Genomic DNA, 21671 nt, shown 5'->3' with positions numbered 1-21671 from the left:
CCCATTCAAAATAACAGAAAAATAGGAGGATACGCTTTGGAATTTAAAACAGACAGGTTACTTATTAGACCATTTAATGTGAACGATTTAGAGGATGTATTTCATATTTATCATAACGAAGCCACCTGTAAATATTTGTTGCATGAGAAGTGGACCGATGAAAATAAACAAGAGGAATTTCATAACAAGCTGGAGAATAATGTGCTTACAAAAGAAACTGCTTTAAATTTGGCAGTGGTAAGTGGCAATAAGGTGATTGGTGATTTATCTGTATGGTATACAGAGATGGAAGATACCGTTGAAATTGGTTACAGCTTTTCTCAAGAAGCTTCGGGAAAAGGCTATGCAACTGAAGCTGTGCGTGGTTTAGTGGAAAGACTGTTTACCTCATTTGATGTGCATCGTATCCAGGCAAATCTGGATGCGAGAAATGAAGCATCGCAAAAATTATGTGAGCGTATAGGGATGAGGAAAGAAGCGCATTTTATACAGGATTTTTGGAATAAGGGTGAATGGACAGATAGCATTGTGTACGGAATGCTTTATTCAGATTTAGATGAAAAGCAGGTTTGATAGTCCTTTTCATTTGGAGGAATAGACAAATTTTTGGTTACGGGAAGCAAGTATGAATAATCCGTTTGAAAAATTAGAAGAGAGGTGCTTTGATGGATAGTCCTATCCTCAAACAGATTGGAACTGTGTTTATCCCGGTAAGTGATATCGAAAAAGCAAGAGACTGGTATTGTGATATATTAGGATTACATGCAGATGGAGAAATCCTTTTTGGTCATCTTTATGTTATCCCTATGAAGGGCACGGGAATTGTGTTGGATAGTAAAATTTACGCAAAGGATAAAACTTTTAAAACACCGGCATTTCACCTGAATACTAATAACATTGGAGAAGCATTTCAATATATGAAAAATAAAGGGGTGCATTTGCTTACAGAGATAGAGCATCATCATTATTTTAATTTTAAAGATCCGGACGGGAATATCCTGATGATTAGTGAGTGTTAATTCCAAAAAGCAAACTACCCTTTGAAAAGAGCGGTTTGCTTTATTTCTTTATATTGAAATGGTGCACCATAATCCGGTTCATTTTATAAATTTCAGGAGCTTTTTTTTTACCGAAGCACAGTTGCCTGTTAATGCTGGTCTGTTTTCTGTGCTTATGCTGACTTAAAGCCTTTCATAATAACATTCACTAGGGAACCAGCTGCTCCTGTGATTGCGCCTAGTACGATGCCGGTTGTGACGCTGCTGAAGAATGCAAATGTACGAGCAATACTATTTACTGCGGCTTGTGGCAGGTTACTTAAGTTACCGCCAAATTGAATAGGTGTTTCTATAGCAGTGTTCCAAAGAACTTGGTGAACGATTGCTAAAAATATCCCGTAGAAAAAACCAATGAGTAATAAAGATAAAAAGGGTTTTTCCACCTTTTTTAAAACAATAAACAGAATCCATATAATAATCGGTGCAAAGACCAAGATGCTGTTAATCCAACTTCCCTCCTCCACCATGGATAAATCGTGTAAAACGACGCGGGGAACGCCTAACAGAGAAAGCAATAGTAAAGTAAGCACCGGTATACCTAAATAATCATTTATTTTATGAATGGTCATCAAATAAGCTCCTTTCTATTTTGTTATCATACTTTTTTCGCTTACAATTCATATACTAAGAGTAATATCTTAAAGAAATCTAAATCATTTTTTAAATTTTTATTAAAAGAACGGGTAATAAAATAAGGCGTTTATTTTTAGTTTGAATAGAGGAGGGATAGGATGATTATCGGAGGTTTGACGTGTTTGGGAATCGGTGTTGGTTTATTTACAGGAAATGTTGCTGCGGGAACCATGATAGGAATAGGACTGGGCTTGGTGGGAGAAGCGCTATTTCATAGATACGGGAGGCAATCAGAATAGGAAAAGGCGTAATAAAAGAGATTGTATATACAAAAAGCAAAGGAATCCAGACTAGAAACTCCTTTGCTTTTTTGAATTAATTCGTACTTCTGCTATTTCGCGGGCTTGGATGGGACTGGCTGCGTTTGTTTTTCCAAACACGGTCGTTGTTCTTCGTTCCTGGAAACTTTTCCCCAGCTTTCATCGAAACCTGCTGCGGGTCTTCTACATTGCTGCCTGTTTCACCAACTTCAATATAGATCCCGTTATTGGGAGCCTTTTCTCCACCCTTGAACTGACTGATTTCACCCATCATAGATACCTCCTTCAGGCATTTCAAGCTTATTATGCGGAAATATGAATGTATCTATGAATGGAAAATTTAACAATGTACGCTCTTTTTCTGGAGTGCAGCGATGGTGTTGCAGAGGAAATTAACGGAAAAATCTGCTGCTGGGGAGAACAAAAAGGCTTCTTTCGATTCACCACAGATTCCATGGAAATTTATTTGGCGGCTGAGATTGTACTTTTATTTCTTCTTTTTTAGTAGGATGTTCTACGGCAAGTGTTTCTGACCATAAAGCAATCTGTTCGCCAGTCTGGTTCCATTTTTCTCCGTATTTTTGATCGCCGTAAAGCGGCAAATTGCGGGAGGAGAGCTGTACACGAATTTGATGCGGTCTGCCGGTGTGCAGTTTAATGGAAAGGAGGCTTAAATTTTTTTTGCTCCCAATTACTTCATACTCTAACTTCGCTTTTTTGGCATCTTTATGATTTGCGTGCGTTGTATATACCTTGTTTTCATGTTTATCTTTGACTAAATGATCTTCTAATAAAGCTTGCTTTTTATCAGGCACTCCCCGCACAACTGCCAAATATTTCTTTTCTACATCCTGCCGGCGAATGGCATCAGATAGACGGGAGGCTGCTTTAGATGTTTTCGAAAATACCATGACACCTCCTGCAGGGCGATCCAGGCGATGAACCAGCGCCAGGTAAACATTGCCTGGTTTTTGATAACGTATTTTTATATCCTCCTTCAAGAAATTCAGCAAATCCTGATCCTTTGACTGGTCCTCCTGTACAGGTACATTGACAGGCTTTTCTACAAAAAGTAAATGATTATCCTCATAAAGGATTGGAACATTCATGGGTAATATCTCCTTTATTTCAATACTGAGGCAATGATAACACAGCAGTTTTTTTTATCAAGGGGTCGGGCATGATAGGATGAGTAAAAGCTGATATGTTATAATGATGAATGCGTTTTCAATATGTGTAGGATGGAGACAATTTATGAACAAAATGGAGGGTTACTTGTGGGTAATAAGAAATGGATGGAAAAGGCAGTGGAAATTGCCCTGGAAAGTGCAGTTGCGGGCGGCGGTCCATTTGGAGCGATTGTTGTAAAGGGTGGAGAAATTATCAGTACGGGAAATAATCAAGTCACAGCAGCGAATGATCCCACAGCTCATGCAGAGGTGCAGGCGATTCGGGAAGCGTGCCAGAAACTGGGCAGTTTCCAATTAACGGATTGTGAAATCTATACCAGCTGTGAGCCATGTCCCATGTGTATTGGCGCCATTTATTGGGCCAGGCCAGAGGCGGTTTATTATGCGGCTTCTAAAACAGAAGCTGCAGAAGCAGGGTTTGATGATCATTTTATTTATGAGCAAATTGCACTTCCTGTAGAAGAGCGTGATATCGAGATGATGCAGGTTCGCCCGGATAAGTACGATAAACCATTTCAAATCTGGAAAGACGCTGAGAATAGAATGGACTATTAAACCAGATAAGGAACAAACAGTGATGATTATAAGATGGATGCAAAAGGCTTGTATATAAAGCTTCCCGATATAATAAATCAATCGTTTGTTTGATTTTTAAATGTGCCGGATTCTTCACAAATTAGGGATGATTGTAGCGGTAATGCATGATTAGAAGGTTTTGATTGTACCAGCATATGGCTTGTTTATATCTGCGATTATGGTATATTGAGAAGCCAAAGAGATTTCATTTGGGAAAATAAAAGACACCCATGTGCAGGAGGCTATAAGTTGGAAGAGAATGTATTCAATCGAATGGCAAAAAAATATGACACAGAAGAACGAATAGAGCTGGCAACGGTGATAGCCGATGAGATAAAGAAAAGCATAGCTGAGAAGCAATATCACTCCATATTGGATTATGGCGGTGGAACGGGATTAGTGGCTTTTCAACTGGCTGACCGCTTTGAGAAGGGATGGATTGTGGATGCTTCGGAGGAAATGATTCAAGTTGCGCAAGCTAAAATAGAACAGCAGCAATTAAAGCATTTTAAAGCGATGGAATTTAATTTAGCAGAAGAAGATAACTTGGATGTGTATGCAGATATCATCATCCTATCGTTGGTTTTGCTGCATGTGCCAGATATAGAAACACTTCTGCAAAAATTAAGTACGCGCCTAAACCCAAATGGAATACTTATTATTGCCGATTTTGATAAAAATGAAAAGATACAGCATCCCAAAGTGCATAATGGCTTCACAGAAGCAGAAATAAATCAAGCATTGAATCACGCAGGTCTTCGAGATACAGAAATGCATACATTTCATCATGGAAGCAATATTTTCATGAATCAGGACGCTTCATTATTTATTGCGACGGGTAAAAAGTAAATTTAAAAAGGGCAATGAGAATAGTATCTCGCTGCCCTTTATTCAGCTGTATGATGAAAAATTAAATAAATGAAATCATTACGTTTTTAAAGTGTAGCTCTCACGGCAGTTTTATTCTTCCGGTTAGCTGCTCTGGATGAACCAATCAATATCGCAATCCCCATAATCAAAAGAAAGATACCCAGCCAGGCAGTCGTATTTAAGCTCTCTCCTAACAGAAATACCCCTAATAATGCTGCTGTTAACGGCTCTGCTAAAGCAAGAGTAACCGCAGTCGAAGAAGAAACGTTAGCCAACCCTTTGGCGAAAAGAAAATAGGCTATGCCTGTAGCTACAACACCTAGTTGAATACTGACGCCGATACCCTGCAAGCTCGCCACCCATGACATATCAAAAATAAATAGGAATGGAGCTAAGAAAATCGCACTTATTGTAAAAATGATTGCAACCACGTTTAAGGAAGAGAATTTTTGAACCATATCTCTGCTTGCGAGGGTGTAGCTGGCAAAGGTAAGTCCTGCACCTAAAGCCATCACGACACCGACTGGATCAACATACGTGGATTCTCTGTTGGTAAATAACAGGATACAGCCGGAAATGGAGAGGAAAGTAGACACCCACCAAATTTTTGACGGACGAGCTTTAAAAAATATCCATTCCAGAAGCCCTGATAAAATTGGCGCGCTCCCGATGGCTACAACGGTTCCGATAGCTACGCCAGTGACGGTGACAGCGGTAAAAAATAACGGCTGATATAAAGCCATGCTTAAAGCAGCTAACACCGTAGCTTTGATGGGCCAATTTTTTAGTTCAAATTTGCCGAATAGAAGGACAAGTGATAATAAAAAGAGTCCTCCTACTGCTAAACGAATCGTCCCAATCGCAATAGGATGGGCATTTTCTGGTGCAAAAGCCTGTGCTGTCCCAGTTGTTCCCCAAAGTACAGCAGCAAAAAGAATAAGAAAGGCAGAAAGTTTTCCTTGCATCGATTTCACTCCGAAATAAAAGAATATATACCCATCATAGATAAAGACTGTTCTTTTTTCTATACTGAGTTTCATATACTTTTTACCTTCTTTAAAGAAATCTATATTTGTTTGGCGCCATTCCTTTATGTTTAGCAAACCATCTTGTAAAGGAAGAGGCATTCTCGAAGCCTAATTCCTCGCTAATTCGGGATATGGACAATCTGGTTGAAAGCAATAAATGCTCCGCCTCCTGTAAACGCAGGTCTAAAATGTAGGCTTGCGGGCTTTTGCCAGTTCTTTTCTTAAACCATTCCGAGTAATAAACAGGGTGATAATGCTCTATTTTTGCCAGCGTTTCCAATCGAATCGGCTCCTTAAAATGGTTGTGAATATAGTCTATGGAAGGAGGATTGGAAGTCTGCAGTTTTTTGGTTACATAGCGGGTCAAATCGGTTAAGGCAGAGATATTGTCCTTTGCGTCCGCCTCTTCCAATAGTAAATACCGGATTGCATTCCATTGTTTATCCAGTTTGATATGCATACTTTCCGTATCACTGGGCAAATATCGCAGCGGTATATCCAATATTAGAAATTCATTTCTGTCAATAGAGCGGTAATGATGCTGGAAGTTTGGCGGCAGATAGAATCCGCAATCCGCTTTCAGATGAAGTTCCTGTTGATTTGTTTGGATATCCAGGGAGCCTTGTAAAGAGAAAAGAAACTGTCCGAAGGCATGCTGATGCGAATGAAATTCTTTTGAATAGGTTCTTTTTTCACAGATGATCTGGCTGTTTCTTTCCATTTTATTTTCTCCCTTCAGAGTTAAATTTAAAATATCTTACCATTAATTTATCAAAAAAAGGAGAGAAAACTCTCTCTTCAAGCACGCAGAGGTAAGGGGGAGATGAATCTCCCATGTACAAAAGATTGCTTTGGAGTGTCTCGACTGTCCAATACCAAGTCGAACAAATGTTCCGAAACCGTCCTTTTTCTGATATAATAGACAGGAGGAGGTTAGAAGCTATGAAAATAACAAAAGCATTTCGTTTTCGTATCTACCCAAACAAAAAACAGATCATATTCATCCATAAGACAATCGGCTGCTCCCGCTTTGTCTACAACTATTTTACAGGAAAACAAAAAGAAAAAGACCACTATTGGCATACGGTGAATGAAATGGTACAAAACGGACAGCTTCTTCAAAATAATTGGAAGGGCGAATTTTTCAATAAAAATAAGGCAATCAAAGCAGTTCGGGAATTGAAGAAAACTTATCCCTTCCTCAAAGAAGTTGATAGCATTGCCCTTCAAAAAGCCGTTGAAAACGTGAACGATTCCTATACACGTTATTACAAGAAAAAGAACAAGGCTCCTCGTTTTAAATCAAAGAAGAACCCTATTCAATCGTATACAACCAAACATGTCAATGGAAATATTGCTGTATTGGATAAACATATCAAACTGCCCAAACTCGGGCTTGTCCGTTTTGCCAAAAGTCGGGAAGTGGAAGGGCGTATTATCAATGTAACAGTTAGGCGCAACGCATCAGGAAAATACTTTGTTTCGATTGTAGCTGAAACGGAAATTAAATACGATGAAAAGACAGGTTCCTCTGTAGGCGTCGATGTCGGATTAACCGATTTTGCAACCCTTTCTGATGGAACGGTGTATGAAAATCCAAGATTCTTCCGGAAATTAGAAGAGAAATTGGCAAAAGCGCAAGTGATTCTGTCCAGAAGACAAACAGACTCAGCAAATTGGCAGAAACAAAAACGAAAAGTAGCTCGGCTTCACGAAAAAATTGCTAATAAAAGAAAAGACATGTTAGATAAAATCTCCACCGAGATAATCAAAAACCACGATATCATCGGAATAGAAGATTTGTCTGTGATAAACATGTTGAAAAATCATAATCTTGCAAAAGCGATTAGCGATGTATCCTGGTCAACGTTCCGAACGATGCTGGAATATAAAGCGGCCTGGTATGGAAAGCAGGTTGTTGTAGTTTCGAAAAGCTATCCATCCAGTCAGTTATGTTCTCATTGTGGACACCAAAACAAAGACGTTAAAAACCTTGCTTTGCGTGCATGGACGTGTGATAGCTGTCAATGCCATCATCAAAGAGATATTAACGCAAGCAGGAATCTTCGTAAAGAAGCATTACGAATAACCGCAGGGACTGCGGGGCTAGCCTAATCCATAACTGACCAATGGGTTGGTGTTCTTAGGAATCTCCTACTTCAAGCAGCCTATAAGGTTGATAAGTGGGGGTAGTTCAAGATATGGTAAATGAATTCATCCGAAAATATACTACACCAGGCTAATGGACTTTCTGCAGTATTCCTTCTAAATTTACCTCAAAAAATTAACTTCATAATGAATTTGATTTAAGATAGAAATGAAAAGGCTATTTCAACTGAAAGGACTGAACTATAATCGAATTACGACATTTAGAATACTTTTTAATGGTTTGCAAAGAGCTGCATTTTACTAAAGCAGCTGAAAAATTAGGAATATCACAGCCTACTTTAAGTCATCAAATCAAAATATTGGAACAAGAGGTTGGCTACCCTCTGCAAGAAAATTGAGCTGACAAAGGCGGGAGAAATTGTACAGAAGGAGGCATTAAATGTTCAAGGCTCGCTGCAAAGCATGACCTCTCAAATTACTGCATTTACAAAAGCGGAGATAGGAGAGCTGAAGATAGCTGTATTGCCTGGAGAAATCACCGACTTGGTATCTACCCTATGTATTCATTTTAATCGCTTGTATCCGAACATTAAGGTAGTTATTCAGACTACAGATGAGTTAGAAAAAGCTGTTTTGGAAAATCAAGCGGATTTTGGAATTGGTTTTCATTTCCATCAACAGGATAAATTGCAAGTAACCAAGCTGTATGAAGAAGCTTTTTATTTAATCAGTAACCAGCATGATGGAAGAAAGAAGATTCCTTTTCCAGCTATTTTTGACAGCCCAATTGTATTATTTCCTAATAAGCATCAATGCAGAAAAATACTTGATAGAACGAGCGAAGAAGTTGGGAGACAATTGGATCCTGCTGTTGAAACCTCCAGTATTGAAGCTATCTTAAATCTAGTGCGCAATGGGGTTGGTCATAGTGTTGTATCTCGTACGTTATATGAATTTTATGATACAGAAGATTTGTTTTTCCAACATATCGAAAAGCCAACTTTGACAAGAGCAGTATATTTAGCAATGAAAAAGAATTGTTTTGTGAACTACCCTGCTCGTAAGTATTTGGAGTTATTAATGCAGGAAATTGGAAAGCTGCAATTCCATACAGAAGAAAAGGAAATGCCTACTTTACAAAATACTTTATCATAGATTATTTCTATGATTATCATAGAAATAATTGCATTGCTATATGGAAATAATCCTTTTACAATGGAGCCAAGATGAAAATAAATCGTAAAGGGGAGTTTGAATGATGATTCAAGAAGTAGCAGGTATCAAAGTTCCAGATACGCGATTGGCAAAGGATGCGGCAGATATTCTAAGGGAATATGGAAATGACTTGCTGTGGAACCATTCCAATCGTGTCTTCTTTTTTGGAGCGGTAAACGGTAAACAGGCAAAGTTGAATTATGATTTAGAGTTGCTGTATGTCAGTGCATTATTCCATGACTTAGGATTGACCAAAGCGTACAGCAGTCCCGACTTGCGTTTTGAAGTAGACGGGGCTAATGCAGCCAGAAGCTTTTTACAGCAGTATCAAATTCCAAAAGAATCTATTCAGCTTGTATGGGATGCGATTGCTCTACACACAACTCCTGGAGTTGCCGAACACAAGGAATCGGAAGTAGCTCTTCTTTTCTCTGGTGTTGGTTTAGATGTGATGGGAGACGGGTTTGAAGAGTTCCCGGCTGATTTGCGTGAAGAAGTTATACAGGCTTTCCCTCGGAATAATTTTAAAAAGGAAATTATCCCGGCATTTTATGAAGGATTTAAGCATAAGCCGGAAACAACTTTTGGTAATATGAAAGAAGATGTCGTCCAGCATTTTCGGCCGGAATACCGTAATAAGAATTTCTGCAGCTGTATTATACATTCCCCGTGGCCGGAATAAAGGGATGATAAAAAATCGCTGAATTATTTTAAATCTATCGAGCATCTCTTTGGATATTTTATCTGAAGAGATGCTTTTTAGATAAATAAAAAATTTGTTTGGGTAAGATAAGACGGGTTTAGAGGCTGAATTGTAATTAACTTTCAAAGCGGCTGGAGTTAAAGATGAATAAGATTTCTTTGAGGATTGTATTCTCTTACTTATGTAAAAGCAATGAATCAAAACCTGAATACAGCAACGATGAAACAAACGTAGAAAAGATCAGTGTTACAAGCAAAAATTTATGAAATTCTCTTTGGGAATATGCCGGAATTGTTCCAGTTGCCGACATGCTGCTAATTAAATCCATTTGGCCACCTTAATTGTTGTTCCTTGTCCAATGTCTGATTGGATTTCAAATTCATCCATCAAACGCTTCACGCCAGGGAGACCAGCCCCCAGTCCTCCTGAAGTGGTATAGCCATCCTGGAGCACCAATCGAATATCATTTATTCCTGGGCCGGAGTCGATTGCAGTCATAATAATACCTTTACGCCCAAGTGTATCGATGACCTCAAAAGAAATTCCCCCTTTTTCTGCATATAAATAGATGTTACGGGCTAATTCGGATATGGCAGTGGTGATACGTGCCTGATCCACTGTACCAAAGCCAATCTGCTTTGCTATATCCCTGCCAATCTGCCTTGCATGAACGATATCCAATTCCTTATGGATGTTTACATAAGATGTTTTCATAGTCGTTTCCCCCAGTTTCTGATAAAGTTTTAAGATGCATTGCTTCAGATTCAGCACAGTAGGAAGCTTCTGGAGATGGATATCTAAATCAATCAATATATTAAATAAAACAGTCTTTCTGTTTGCGTTCTTATTTATTAACCTGCTTTCCTTTTATTTAATAAAAAAAGCCGAAAAGGAATAAACATCCTTTTCGGCTCATGCCTTAGCGTTATTGTCTAGACATTTCCACCATATTATTTTTTGGGTTTAAGTATAAATATAACAAACCCTGTATCATTGTCAAAATCCCAATCTACAAATAAATCTTGTATTTCCTGATGGAGTACAGATTCTAAGAATTGTTTATCAATTAAACTCTTTTCCAGCTTTCGTTTGGACAGCCTAAGCTGGTTTTCAAAGCCCGATTGAATCAGCTCTTTTTCAATTAGCACAAGGATATCCTCGCGTCTTGAGATTAAAGTCCGGGAATTAAGCATACTAGACGTAAGCTGTTTCGGAGATTTTTGTGCTTTTTGAGTAAAACGGCTGATTTCCTCGTGTACTTGTTCTTTGGCTGGATAATCAAGATAATCTTCTATTGTCTCATCCAGATTGGAATCCAGCTCGGTAAAAAGAATTCCGCTGCTATTTTCTACCGACCAGTCATAGTAGATCTTGTCCACTTTTACGCCGGCCTGCGAGGAGATAATCGATTGTATCTCCGGAGTCAGTTCTTTCATTAATAAATCACGGGTCTCCTGAAACTTCAATTCATTTTCCTGCTTCAGCAGAATTTTTTCCATCGGAGCTAAAAAGTTTCTTAAATAGATTGTAATGTATGGTTTTGCTATAGATACAAAAATAGCTTCGGGTCCCTTTCCGAAATTATCTCGAAAAAGTTTTCCGATTGCACTGGATATTCCGGATTCTACTGTTTTTTCCACTTGGTTTCTCCTTTTGAGTGTCATTAATTGTATATCTATATTCGCTGCGAAAATAGGAGTGTATATCTATTTCGATTTCTTTGAGTTGTTAAGCTTGAAAAAACATTTTAAGGACCGTACCTTATTTTACAATCCCTTTCATAACTATACCATTAATTGTAGACGTTGAAAAATTATTTTGATAGAAAAAGGTAGGGATATCTTTTGTGTGATAAAAATTATAAAAGTTATTAAAATAATTTATTCACTAAGTTTATCTTCATGAAGTAAGATTCAGAAATATTGTAATTGAAAAAATAAATTAATTTTTCTTTTAATTATATATTTTTTATGTTAGTATAATAAAAAATCAAGTGGAGGTGAAAAAAATCCGTTGTCACTGTAATTAAATTGTGAAAAATGGAGAATTAAATGGAAAATATTCATAAAAAAATAAAGAATCTAAGATTAGAAAATGAAATGACATTAAAAGACCTGAGTGAAAAAACAGAACTTTCCGTAAGCTTCCTATCACAAATAGAGAGGGGATCATCATCTCTTGCTATAACTTCTTTAAAAAAAATATCAGATGCATTTAGGATTAATATTTCTTATTTTTTTGAGGAAATAGAGCAACATAATTATGCATTACATAAAGAAGAACAAAGACCATTTAAGCTAGAAGGTTCCGATGTTACTCACGTTCGCCTGGCTGGAGAGTTCTCAGATCGCAGAATGGAACCAATGATGGTTACAATACCTCCAAACGAAATATTTGTTGAAAGGTATAGTCATCCGGGAGAAGAGTTTTATTATGTATTAAAAGGCATTGTGATATTTAGGATTGAAGATAAAGAATATATCTTAAAAAAGGGTGATTCGATTCATTTTCCTTCAGAAAAAGTACACCAGTGGAAGAATCCTGCAAATGAAGAAACAGTTTTAATAAGTGTATTAACTCCGGTTATTTTTTAAGAATTTTAAATATATTTAGAGAAGGGTGAAAAAAATGAGAGTTGCAACAGATATTGGAGGAACATTTACAGATTTGGTTTATGTTGATGACAGTGGAAAAGTGGAAGTTGCTAAAAGTCATACAACTCCGCCAAATTTTGAAAATGGAGTCCTAGATGTACTTGATAGAAGTAACATAGATAAAGAAGCAATTTCCACTTTTATTCACGGTACAACTGTAATAATTAATACACTGACAGAAAGGAAAGGTGCAAAGACTGGTTTAATTACGACAAAAGGATTCAGGGATATTCTAGAAATCGCTCGTGGTAACCGCCCTGATCTGTTTAATATCCGTTATCAGAAACCGACACCTTTTATAGAACGTTACTTAAGAAAGGAAGTCAATGAACGGTTAAATTATAAAGGAGAAGTTCTTACACCGCTTGATAAAGAGCAAGTAAAAGAAGTTATAGAATATTTTAAGCAAGAAAAGGTGGAAGCAATAGCAATAGTATATTTGCATTCTTATGTAAATCCAGTTCATGAAAAGGAAACAGTACGATTAATTAAAGAGCTTTGGCCAGAAGTTGCAGTCTCTGCTTCATTTGATGTTGTACAAGAATGGCGTGAATATGAACGTACAAATACGGTGGCGTTAAATGCATATGTACAACCTATTGCAGCTACGTATGTAAATAAATTAAATAATAAATTGATAGATTTTAATTCAAGCAATCAAAATTTTATTATGCAGTCAAATGGTGGTACTACCACATTTGAAGAGGCGAAAAAAGTTCCGATTAACATGGTTGAATCAGGTCCTGTAGCAGGTATATATGGTGCTGCAGTACTGGGTGAATTAATTGGGGAGAAAAATATTATTGGATTTGATATAGGTGGAACAACTGCAAAATGTTCGCTAATTGAGAAAGGAGAAGTAAAAGTTTCTACGGATTACTATATCGAACGAAATGATCGAAATGCAGGATATCCAATTAAAACACCGGTAGTTGATATAGTGGAGATTGGTAATGGAGGCGGGTCCATTGCCTGGCTGGATGAAGCTGGTTCTTTAAAGGTTGGCCCTGAATCTGCTGGAGCTGTACCGGGACCGGTATCATATGGACAAGGCGGGACAGAACCAACTACCACAGATGCTAATCTTTTAACAGGCAGACTATCAGCTAAGAACTTCGATTATGATGTCAATTTAAATCTTGTAAAAGAAGTTATCGAAGAAAAAATCGCAAACCACTTTGATATGACTGCAGAAGAGGCAGCACTTGGCATTATTCGAATCGCAAATTCCAATATGTTGAATGCTTTAAAGTTAATATCAATTAGAAAAGGTCACAATCCGCAAGACTTCACATTAGTTGCTTTTGGAGGGGGCGGATCAATGCATGCCCCAGCTTTAGCGAAGGAATTAGGGGTCAAAAAAGTTGTTATTCCAATAGCATCACCTGTATTTTCTGCATGGGGAATGTTAATGAGTGATTTGCGTCATGATTATATCAAAACATATATAAAAAGAATAGAAGATTTAGAACTGAATGAAATGATGGCGGAATGGAATGAGATTGAAAGTGAAGCTTATCAACAGTTTGAAAATGAAGGTATTTTAAAGGAAGATGTCGTATTTAATCGGTTTGCAGATATGCGTTATCTGGGTCAAGAACATACAGTGAAGGTTCCTGTTCCAAATGGAGATTGGTCAGAAAAGGATGTAGAAGTAATTGTTGAAAAATTCCATCAGCTACATGAACAAAACTATACATTCAGACTTGACGACTCTGGAACAGAAATTGTCAATATACATGTAACAGCATTTGGAAAAGTTGAAAAGCCTGTCATTCAAAAGATAGATAGAAATACAACATTAGAAGATGCAAAAATTGAAACAAGAAATGTGTATTTTGAAAATCCTAAGGGATGGGTCCAAACGGATGTATATCAACGTGAATGGTTACCTGTGAACACAATAGTTCAAGGTCCGGTAATTGTCGAAGAAAAAGCAGCAGTTACAGTAATCTATAAAGGGCAAACACTTATGGTAGATGATTATGGGAACTTAATAATCGAAACGGGGGCGGAATAAATGGAGATAAATGAAACAAAAATTGATCCATTTACATTGGAAATTGTAAAGGATTCGCTACTTGCTACTGGAGATGAAATGTTTATTGCTTTAGCAAAAACATCAATGAGTCCGATTATATATGAGGTATTGGACTATGCCAGTGGACTTACAGATGCGAAGGGACAATTGTTGACACAAGGTAATGGAGTTACAGGTTTTATTGGAATGCTTTCATTTATGGTTAAGCAAACAATTAAAAAATACGGTGAAAAAGATGAACTTAACCCAGGCGATATCATTATCATTAATGATCCATATGGTGGAGGAGGTTCTCACTTATCAGATGTTGGATTAGTAATGCCTATTTTTTACGAAGATGAGTTAATTGCATTTTCTGCAAACAAAGCCCATTGGACAGAGGTAGGCGGAAAAGACCCTGGTTCATTTACGAATGATTCAAGAGATATTTTTCAAGAAGGTTTGCAATTTCCTTCTGTTAAGTTATATGACGCTGGAAAATTAAATAAGGGACTTGTTGAAATTATCCGTGCAAACGTCCGTTTTCCTGATTTATCTCTTGGTGATATGTGGGCGCAAGTAGCTGCACTTAAAACAGGTGAAAGAAGAGTAAAGGAAATTTGTGAAAAACATGGGAAAGAGATGATACTTGCAGCTATAAATGACCAGTTGGATCATGGGGAAACGATATCAAAGCAAGAACTTACAAAATTACCAAAAGGTACGTTTACAGCAGATGGCTATGTTGAAACGGACGGACTTGGAAATGGGCCGTTTCCTATACAAGTGGAAGTTACAATTGATGATGATAAATTCACATGTGATTTTAGAGGAAGCAGTTCCCAAGTTCCTGGACCTGTAAATTGTTCTTTCACTGGTCTTGCATCTGCGGTTCGAACTATTTTCCTTGCAATAACCAATCCAGATCAAAATGTTAATGATGGTGTATTTAGACCATTAGAAATAATAGTGGATGAAAGATCAATTATGTCAGCTGAAAGACCTGCTCCAACATCGAATTACTTTGAAACAATGTTAGGATGTGCAGATTTAATTTGGAAAGCATTGGCGCCACATATACCTCATAGACTCGCTGCTGCCCATCTGTTATCTGTTTGTTCGGTTACATTATCTGGTTTGCATCAAGATACGAACGAACCGTTTCTTATTGTGGAACCTTCTGTTGGTGGATGGGGTGGAGCTGATGGACAAGATGGAGCAAGTGGACAATTTTGTATTTTAGATGGAGAGACATACAATGTTCCTGTTGAAGTAGCAGAAACACGATATGGTGTAATGCTTGACGAGTATAGTTTACGAATAGATGGTACGGGAGCAGGTGAGTATATTGGCGGTAAAGGAGTAATTAGATCATATCGAGCATTAACAGATGAACAAGCTGCTACTATCACCTATGGTAGAAATCAATACCGCTTATGGGGTACAAATGGCGGTTTTGAAGGATCTGTGAATGAATTTTATATTCATAAAGCAAGTGGAAAAGTTGATGGTCCTTATGGTGTTTATCCACGTTATGCATTACAAAAAAATGATGTTTTAAAATTAATGACTGCAACTGGTGGCGGTTATGGGAATCCATTAAATAGACCAGCAGAACAAGTTGTGAAAGATGTGAAAAATGAATATTACACAACGGAAGAAGCAAAAGATTTATTTGGTGTTGAGATTGATCCAGCTACATTTAATTATCAAGAGCTAGATGTCAGAAAATAACTTAATGAGGAGGACAATGGATATGAAAGTAAAAGAACGCGGTTTTGATGAAACAGGTTTATTAACATTGTTTGAAGAAAAAACGGATAATATAGAGGTTAAATTTGGAACAGTAACAATTTCTCCTGGTGAAAGAGTTCCCAAAGAAGGTTTATCATTACACGAGGAAAACGAATATTCCATTATTATTAAAGGTGAAATCGAAGGTGAATGTGGAGGTATCCCCTTCGCAGTTTCTGATTCTAATGCCACTTTAATTCCTGCTGGAGAAGAACACTGGGCTATTAATTCAGGTAAAGAACCATGCGAAATAGTGTGGGCACTTGTGAAGGAAAAGTAAATGAAAAAAGGTAGTAGAAAAGAATAATTTCTGCTACCACTACATTTTTATTTATCTGAATATTTTAAATATAACAGCGGTAATGCCATTCAAAATCAATGTAAAGAATCCTAAATTATGAAGGAAGTGTGTATAAGTATGAGTGGGAAAAACGAAAAAAGTATTGAAAAAGATGAAGCACTTCAGCCAGTTCCAAATAACCAGCGACAACATTGGATTACCCCCGCGATGATTTTTGGAGGACTAGAGTTTACGATACCTGTACTAATGGTCGGGGCAACATTAGCGGGGAGTTTTGGTCTTGGTAAAATCTTTTTGCTCTTAATCATTGCTTTGTTCGGTATCCAATGGATTGGTAATACATTGCAAGGTTATATGGGTGCGAAGACTGGCCGCTCTTCATCTGTGATTGCTCGTACTAGTTTTGGAGCTATGCAAGCACGTTTTATCGTTGGATTGACTATTTTTGTTGTTTCGCTTGGCTGGTGGGCTGTACAAACTTCGGTTGCTGGAAATGCAATTTCTGTAATGTTAGGAATAGATTATACCCAACAATGGGGATTGTGGGCAATAATAACTGTAGTAGCAGGATTACTTTTTGCAATCCCTTCCATTATCGGTTATAACTCAATGAAGTGGACCGATTACATTGCAGTTCCGGCTGGTTTACTTCTAATTGGGGGAGGTATTTATTTTGCATTAAAAAATACTGGGTGGGAAACAATTGCGAATTGGAGCCCGGAACCATCCATGGGAATTTTAGCAGCAATCAGTCTTATTATTGGTGCTAATGTATCCCAGTGGGTTATTGCTTCAGATTATACCAGATATGCAAAACCAACTATTAAAGACAATGTACTAATTCCAGCAGGTATTGTTCTAGTAGGTTTTCCTTTATTTATTGTTGGAGCTGTTATGTCTGTAGGTGTAGGGGATGCTGACATCGTTAATGTAATGATGAATTTAGGTTTTCCGGTTTGGGGATTTTTTATATTATGGTTTGCAACATGGACGAGTCAACTAGTAAACAATTACAGCATGGGGTTGGCGTTATCTAATATGTTAAATGTCAATTCAAATAAAGGAAGAGCGCTGCTAACATTAGCTGGAACTTTTATTGCTATTATTGTAGCATTAGCAGGAATACTAGATTACTTTATGGATTTTTTATATTTAACAGCATTGATTTATCCAGCCGTAGCGGGCATTATGATGGTCGATTTTTTCCTCATTAGAAAACGTACATGGCAGGACAATAGCGGATGGAACTGGATGGCAACAATTGCCTTAGCGGCTGGTACGGCGCTGGGTTATGTAACACAATATGTTGTAACTTTTGGACTTCCTGCAGTTCAATCATTAATTGCTTCCGGTGTTGTATACTATGCAGCGATGAAAATAAAAGCAAAGATAGCACCAGATCAATTTACTGGTACAGCAGCAAATGATTATGAATTGGAAGCAGACGTTAAGTAAATTAATAATGCTTTTAAAGCATAAGACATGTAATGCCAATTACAATATAAAATCCTATATTAATAATGGTTTTAGCATTAATATAGGATTTTCGTCTTTATAGCCTGCTTGTTTATTTTATTTGGGTTTCTTATATTTATTTGTACAGAAGGTTATTTACTCTATAGTACCTGAAGCTCTCTAGGAAACGAAGTTAATAATTCAGCGTCACCAACCTCATTTATATAAACTTCATCTTCAATACGAACTCCACCATAATCAGGTATGTATATTCCAGGCTCGATTGTAAATAGTAAGCCATTTGCTGCTATTTGATTATTATTTTCATGGATAGATGGTTCTTCATGTAATTCGATACCAAGGCCGTGCCCTACACGATTGTTAAAATAGTCTCCATAACCATTTTCTTTTATGACATCCCTTGCTTCCATATCAAATGTTTTTAATGGGACTCCACTTTTTACAGCATTTACACCGGCCTGATTAGATTGGAGAACAATGTTATAGATGTCTTTCTGTTTGTCTGAAGCCTCTTCAATAATAAAAGTCCTGGTAATATCTGAACAATATCCCGCTTTTGTTAAGACACCAAAATCAATTAATAAGAAATCCCCCTTTTTAAATTCACGTTCACCAGGAGTCCCGTGGGGTAATGCGGCCCTTTCACCGGCTAGAACAATTGTTGGAAAAGATGGACCAACTGCACCAAAACTCTTCATTAAATACTCTAGTTCTGCGGCTAGTTCTAATTCTGTCATGCCGACGTGCACTTTTTTAATCCCTTCAGATAGTACTTTCTCAATAATATCAACAGCTTGTTGTAAATATATAATTTCGTTTCTTGATTTTATAAGTCGTTGCTTATTGATATCGGATTGAATATCAATATACGAAGCATCTGTGAAGGCAGCTTGTAATTGATTATGTTGAAACATGCTGACCACTTTCATCTCTAAACCAATACATTTCACATTTGAACTGAGCTTGCTTTTAAGTTTGGAAAAGGGACTCTCTTCATCAGAAATTGGAATGATATTTTTCACAAAGGATTCTGCACCAGCTATCTCTTTGTCTAATGCGGGAACAAACAAAGTGAATTTGTTGTTGCGGCAATCAATAATTAATGCCATAAAACGTTCATGCGGATCGGAATTGAACCCAGTGAAATAGAAAACATTTGCTGGTGAAGTGATCAAAGCGATATCAATGTTCTTTTCGTTTAAGTGTTCCAGTAAAGTTTGTAATCTTGTTTGATAGTCAATAATCATCTTTTAAACCTCCATTTTTGTTATATTATATTGCATGTGTTTATGATCAAATAATCCATTGGGATATTTGAAAAAAGGTATCGTAAATTCCCGAAGAGGTAAAATTTATCAAAGTTATGATATTGTAATGACACAATCTATTTTTTACTATAGCATTATGTTAGTATTTTGAAAATTAATTCGGTTTTATAGAGGATATAATTATTTTGATTTTGATATTTTGAAAAGGACACAGAATAATTCTTGTTAAATTCCTTTTGAGTCACCTTTTGTTTGGTTTGAAATAAAATGGAGAGCCTGAAATTTTATAAAATAATGTATGGTATTTATCTGCATAATAGGTAAAAGCGCAATCATTTTTTCACGGTGAGTGAAAAAATGATTGCTTTTTATGTATTCATAGACTATCCTGTTAATTAACAGAATATTTAATCTGGAGATTGCTATATTTTGAGGTTAAATAAATCTATATTAAGGGAGATGTTTGTGTATGTCACTAGATACGTTGAAACCAAAAGTGAAAGCGTTTTTAGAAGAGGTGAATGGGTTCTATATTAATGGTCAATATGTTACAGCACAGAACGGTCAAACATTTGACGTTTTGAACCCGGCAACGGAGGAAGTGATTGCAAAAGTAAGCCAAGCAGATGAATCCGATCTTGATTTGGCTGTTCAAGCAGCTCGTAAAGCTTTTGATGAAGGGCAATGGACCAAGATGGAGGCTGCCGAGCGTTCCCGTATAATTTATAAATTTGCAGACTTATTAGAGGAGCATAAAGAAGAACTTGCCCAATTAGAGTCTCTTGATAACGGCAAGCCTTATCAGCAAGCTTTGGAAGATGATATAGAAGGGACGATTGAGCATTTTAGATATTATGCAGGTTGGGCAACAAAAATCTTTGGAAAGACAACAAACGTTTCACCGGAATATGCTACGTATACAGTTCACGAGCCTGTTGGTGTAGTAGGGCAGATTATTCCATGGAACTATCCTTTGCTAATGGCTGCTTGGAAGCTGGGTTCAGCACTTGCAGCAGGGTGTACGGTTGTTTTAAAACCTGCAGAAGATACACCATTATCCATTTTATATGCAGCGAAGTTATTTAAAGAAGCTGGTTTTCCGGATGGTGTAGTCAATATTGTTTCCGGGCCGGGGAGTGTTGTTGGAAATGCTTTGGTAACACATCCTCAAGTGAACAAAGTTGCGTTCACCGGCTCCACAGAAACTGGTAAGGAAATTATGAGAAAAGCAGCAGATGATGTGAAGGCGGTCACTTTAGAACTTGGAGGGAAATCTCCAGCTATTGTTTTAGAGGATGCTGATTTAGAAACAACATTAGATGGTGTTTTTGATGGTACGATGTATAATCACGGTCAAAATTGCAGTGCAACTACCCGTATTTTTGTGCATCGAAGTTTGTATGATGAAGTACTGGATAAGCTCAAGAAAAAAGCTGAAGAAACGGTCGTTGGCCCTGGGTTAGACAGTGCTACGGATATGGGGCCGCTTGTATCTGAAAAACAAATGAATACTGTTTTAGGGTATATTGAAAAAGGAAAGGAAGAAGGTGCGCGGCTTATTACTGGCGGTAAGCGTACAGGGGATCAAGGATATTTTGTAGAACCGACTATCTTTGCGGACGTACAAGATCATATGTCGATTGCAAGAGAAGAAATATTTGGCCCTGTTATGTCAGTATTTGTCTTCGATGAAGTGGAAGAAGTGATCCAGCGGGCTAATGATAGTGAGTATGGTTTAGCTGCAAGTGTATGGACGGAAAATATTAAAAAAGGGCATTATATTGCTTCTAAGTTAGAATCAGGAACTGTCTGGGTGAATGATTTTGGTCTTGAATTGGAAACCATGCCGTTTGGCGGTTACAAACATTCCGGTATAGGCCGAGAGATGGGTGGAGATTACGGCATCTCCAACTATGTAGAAGTGAAAAGTATCTTTGTTAATATGAAGCAATAATAACTAAGAGGTGACGTGGATGGATGAGTTATTAGGCAGTGAACTAAAAAAAGTACGTAAGAGCAGGCAGCTGACCTTACAACAATTGAGTGACCGAAGTGGTCTGTCTGTGAGCTTTTTATCCCAGATAGAAAGAGGACTGCGGACACTTACATTTACATCCCTTAAAAAAATCTGTGAGGCATTAGATGTCAATGTGAATTTCTTTTTCGATAATGGAGATTCCAGCTTTGTAAAAAAAGAGAAAACCTCGTATAAAAATACTGGTAACTTTTCCTATAAAAGCTTAGTTGGAAAAATGAAACATCCGGATTTCATTCCTGCACGGATTGACTTGGAAGCAGGGGAATATCAACAAATCCCTTATACGCATAGCGGACAAGAATTTGTATATGTATTATCCGGCCAGTTAGAAGTTGAAATTGAAGGTGTCAAAGAAACGCTGTATAGCAATGAGTCTATCCATATAGATTCTAGTATGGCACATCATTGGTATAATGCTACAGATGAGACGACGAAGCTGCTTCTCGTCTCATCCACTAAATGAAAAAACGCTCTTCTC

General features: G+C 37.3%; 22 protein-coding genes and 1 pseudogene. 15 read left to right on the top strand and 8 right to left on the bottom strand.

Features of this window, described 5'->3' with window-relative positions:
* Positions 1-36: 36 nt before the first annotated feature.
* Complete coding sequence (locus ACW0TQ_RS04025; RefSeq protein ID WP_193062440.1) at positions 37-573, top strand: GNAT family N-acetyltransferase; 537 nt, start codon at positions 37-39, stop codon at positions 571-573.
* A gap of 92 nt (positions 574-665) precedes the next feature.
* Positions 666-1019 (top strand): VOC family protein, encoded by a 354-nt coding sequence (locus ACW0TQ_RS04020; RefSeq protein WP_193062442.1) that lies wholly within the window; start codon positions 666-668, stop codon positions 1017-1019.
* A 152-nt stretch (positions 1020-1171) separates the two neighbouring features.
* On the opposite strand, the gene ACW0TQ_RS04015 is transcribed toward ACW0TQ_RS04020, so the two are convergent.
* Positions 1172-1627, bottom strand: coding sequence for a hypothetical protein (locus ACW0TQ_RS04015; RefSeq protein WP_193062444.1), 456 nt, complete (start codon positions 1625-1627; stop codon positions 1172-1174).
* A 162-nt stretch (positions 1628-1789) separates the two neighbouring features.
* Here ACW0TQ_RS04015 and ACW0TQ_RS04010 point away from each other — a divergent pair, with 162 nt between their 5' ends.
* A complete protein-coding gene (locus ACW0TQ_RS04010; protein ID WP_175297021.1) occupies positions 1790-1930 on the top strand; it encodes a hypothetical protein in 141 nt (46 codons plus the stop codon).
* A gap of 76 nt (positions 1931-2006) precedes the next feature.
* Here the strand turns inward: ACW0TQ_RS04010 and ACW0TQ_RS04005 are convergent, their stop codons facing one another.
* Together ACW0TQ_RS04005 and ACW0TQ_RS04000 are read right to left on the bottom strand one after the other, a co-directional pair.
* The gene (locus ACW0TQ_RS04005) at positions 2007-2222 is read right to left on the bottom strand and encodes a YjzC family protein (RefSeq protein ID WP_042531142.1); all 216 of its coding nucleotides are present in this window, start codon (positions 2220-2222) and stop codon (positions 2007-2009) included.
* Between the two features lie 169 nt (positions 2223-2391).
* On the bottom strand, positions 2392-3060 hold the full coding sequence (locus ACW0TQ_RS04000; protein WP_042531144.1) for an RluA family pseudouridine synthase: 669 nt from the start codon (positions 3058-3060) through the stop codon (positions 2392-2394).
* A gap of 168 nt (positions 3061-3228) precedes the next feature.
* On the opposite strand from ACW0TQ_RS04000, the gene ACW0TQ_RS03995 reads away from it, so the two are divergent.
* Together ACW0TQ_RS03995 and ACW0TQ_RS03990 are read left to right on the top strand one after the other, a co-directional pair.
* A complete protein-coding gene (locus tag ACW0TQ_RS03995) occupies positions 3229-3696 on the top strand; it encodes a nucleoside deaminase (RefSeq protein WP_042531147.1) in 468 nt (155 codons plus the stop codon).
* Between the two features lie 270 nt (positions 3697-3966).
* Positions 3967-4566 carry a class I SAM-dependent methyltransferase gene (locus ACW0TQ_RS03990; protein ID WP_289585454.1) on the top strand — a complete coding sequence of 200 codons (600 nt, stop codon included), beginning with the start codon at positions 3967-3969 and terminating at the stop codon, positions 4564-4566.
* Between the two features lie 86 nt (positions 4567-4652).
* Here the strand turns inward: ACW0TQ_RS03990 and ACW0TQ_RS03985 are convergent, their stop codons facing one another.
* Both ACW0TQ_RS03985 and ACW0TQ_RS03980 read right to left on the bottom strand, forming a co-directional pair.
* The gene (locus ACW0TQ_RS03985) at positions 4653-5552 is read right to left on the bottom strand and encodes an EamA family transporter (protein ID WP_289585455.1); all 900 of its coding nucleotides are present in this window, start codon (positions 5550-5552) and stop codon (positions 4653-4655) included.
* A 91-nt stretch (positions 5553-5643) separates the two neighbouring features.
* Positions 5644-6336 carry a helix-turn-helix transcriptional regulator gene (locus ACW0TQ_RS03980; protein WP_042531150.1) on the bottom strand — a complete coding sequence of 231 codons (693 nt, stop codon included), beginning with the start codon at positions 6334-6336 and terminating at the stop codon, positions 5644-5646.
* 221 nt (positions 6337-6557) lie between these two features.
* Here ACW0TQ_RS03980 and tnpB point away from each other — a divergent pair, with 221 nt between their 5' ends.
* The 3 genes and pseudogenes from tnpB to ACW0TQ_RS03965 all read left to right on the top strand — a co-directional run bounded on the left by tnpB (position 6558) and on the right by ACW0TQ_RS03965 (position 9621).
* Positions 6558-7730, top strand: a complete 1173-nt coding sequence (gene tnpB, locus ACW0TQ_RS03975; RefSeq protein ID WP_455725359.1) for an IS200/IS605 family element RNA-guided endonuclease TnpB — start codon at positions 6558-6560, stop codon at positions 7728-7730.
* 269 nt (positions 7731-7999) lie between these two features.
* Positions 8000-8879 (top strand): annotated as a pseudogene (locus ACW0TQ_RS03970) (LysR family transcriptional regulator).
* A gap of 103 nt (positions 8880-8982) precedes the next feature.
* Positions 8983-9621 (top strand): HD domain-containing protein, encoded by a 639-nt coding sequence (locus ACW0TQ_RS03965; RefSeq protein WP_289584660.1) that lies wholly within the window; start codon positions 8983-8985, stop codon positions 9619-9621.
* 339 nt (positions 9622-9960) lie between these two features.
* Here ACW0TQ_RS03965 and ACW0TQ_RS03960 read toward each other — a convergent pair whose 3' ends face one another.
* Both ACW0TQ_RS03960 and ACW0TQ_RS03955 read right to left on the bottom strand, forming a co-directional pair.
* Positions 9961-10356, bottom strand: a complete 396-nt coding sequence (locus ACW0TQ_RS03960; protein ID WP_042531152.1) for an anti-sigma regulatory factor — start codon at positions 10354-10356, stop codon at positions 9961-9963.
* Positions 10357-10592: 236 nt separating this feature from the next.
* Positions 10593-11282, bottom strand: a complete 690-nt coding sequence (locus ACW0TQ_RS03955) for a Na-translocating system protein MpsC family protein (protein ID WP_042531154.1) — start codon at positions 11280-11282, stop codon at positions 10593-10595.
* A gap of 411 nt (positions 11283-11693) precedes the next feature.
* Here ACW0TQ_RS03955 and ACW0TQ_RS03950 point away from each other — a divergent pair, with 411 nt between their 5' ends.
* The 5 genes from ACW0TQ_RS03950 (at position 11694) to ACW0TQ_RS03930 (ending at position 17866) form a co-directional block, all read left to right on the top strand.
* On the top strand, positions 11694-12236 hold the full coding sequence (locus ACW0TQ_RS03950; protein WP_042531156.1) for a helix-turn-helix domain-containing protein: 543 nt from the start codon (positions 11694-11696) through the stop codon (positions 12234-12236).
* A 34-nt stretch (positions 12237-12270) separates the two neighbouring features.
* Entirely contained in the window at positions 12271-14316 is a 2046-nt protein-coding gene (locus ACW0TQ_RS03945; RefSeq protein ID WP_256705543.1) for a hydantoinase/oxoprolinase family protein, read from the top strand.
* Positions 14317-16050 (top strand): hydantoinase B/oxoprolinase family protein, encoded by a 1734-nt coding sequence (locus ACW0TQ_RS03940; protein ID WP_455725358.1) that lies wholly within the window; start codon positions 14317-14319, stop codon positions 16048-16050.
* 22 nt (positions 16051-16072) lie between these two features.
* Complete coding sequence (locus ACW0TQ_RS03935) at positions 16073-16390, top strand: cupin domain-containing protein (RefSeq protein ID WP_052484951.1); 318 nt, start codon at positions 16073-16075, stop codon at positions 16388-16390.
* A gap of 138 nt (positions 16391-16528) precedes the next feature.
* Positions 16529-17866, top strand: a complete 1338-nt coding sequence (locus ACW0TQ_RS03930) for a purine-cytosine permease family protein (protein WP_244882349.1) — start codon at positions 16529-16531, stop codon at positions 17864-17866.
* A 161-nt stretch (positions 17867-18027) separates the two neighbouring features.
* Here the strand turns inward: ACW0TQ_RS03930 and ACW0TQ_RS03925 are convergent, their stop codons facing one another.
* The gene (locus tag ACW0TQ_RS03925; RefSeq protein WP_042531166.1) at positions 18028-19134 is read right to left on the bottom strand and encodes a M24 family metallopeptidase; all 1107 of its coding nucleotides are present in this window, start codon (positions 19132-19134) and stop codon (positions 18028-18030) included.
* Between the two features lie 490 nt (positions 19135-19624).
* On the opposite strand from ACW0TQ_RS03925, the gene ACW0TQ_RS03920 reads away from it, so the two are divergent.
* Positions 19625-21109, top strand: coding sequence for an aldehyde dehydrogenase family protein (locus ACW0TQ_RS03920; RefSeq protein ID WP_256705544.1), 1485 nt, complete (start codon positions 19625-19627; stop codon positions 21107-21109).
* Positions 21110-21128: 19 nt separating this feature from the next.
* On the top strand, positions 21129-21656 hold the full coding sequence (locus tag ACW0TQ_RS03915) for a helix-turn-helix domain-containing protein (RefSeq protein ID WP_042531170.1): 528 nt from the start codon (positions 21129-21131) through the stop codon (positions 21654-21656).
* The last annotated feature ends 15 nt before the right edge of the window (positions 21657-21671 follow it).

The sequence above is a fragment of the Oceanobacillus sp. M60 genome, from assembly GCF_053839645.1.
Note: the sequence above shows the minus strand (reverse complement) of the source record. Positions and strands in the feature narration are given on the sequence as shown.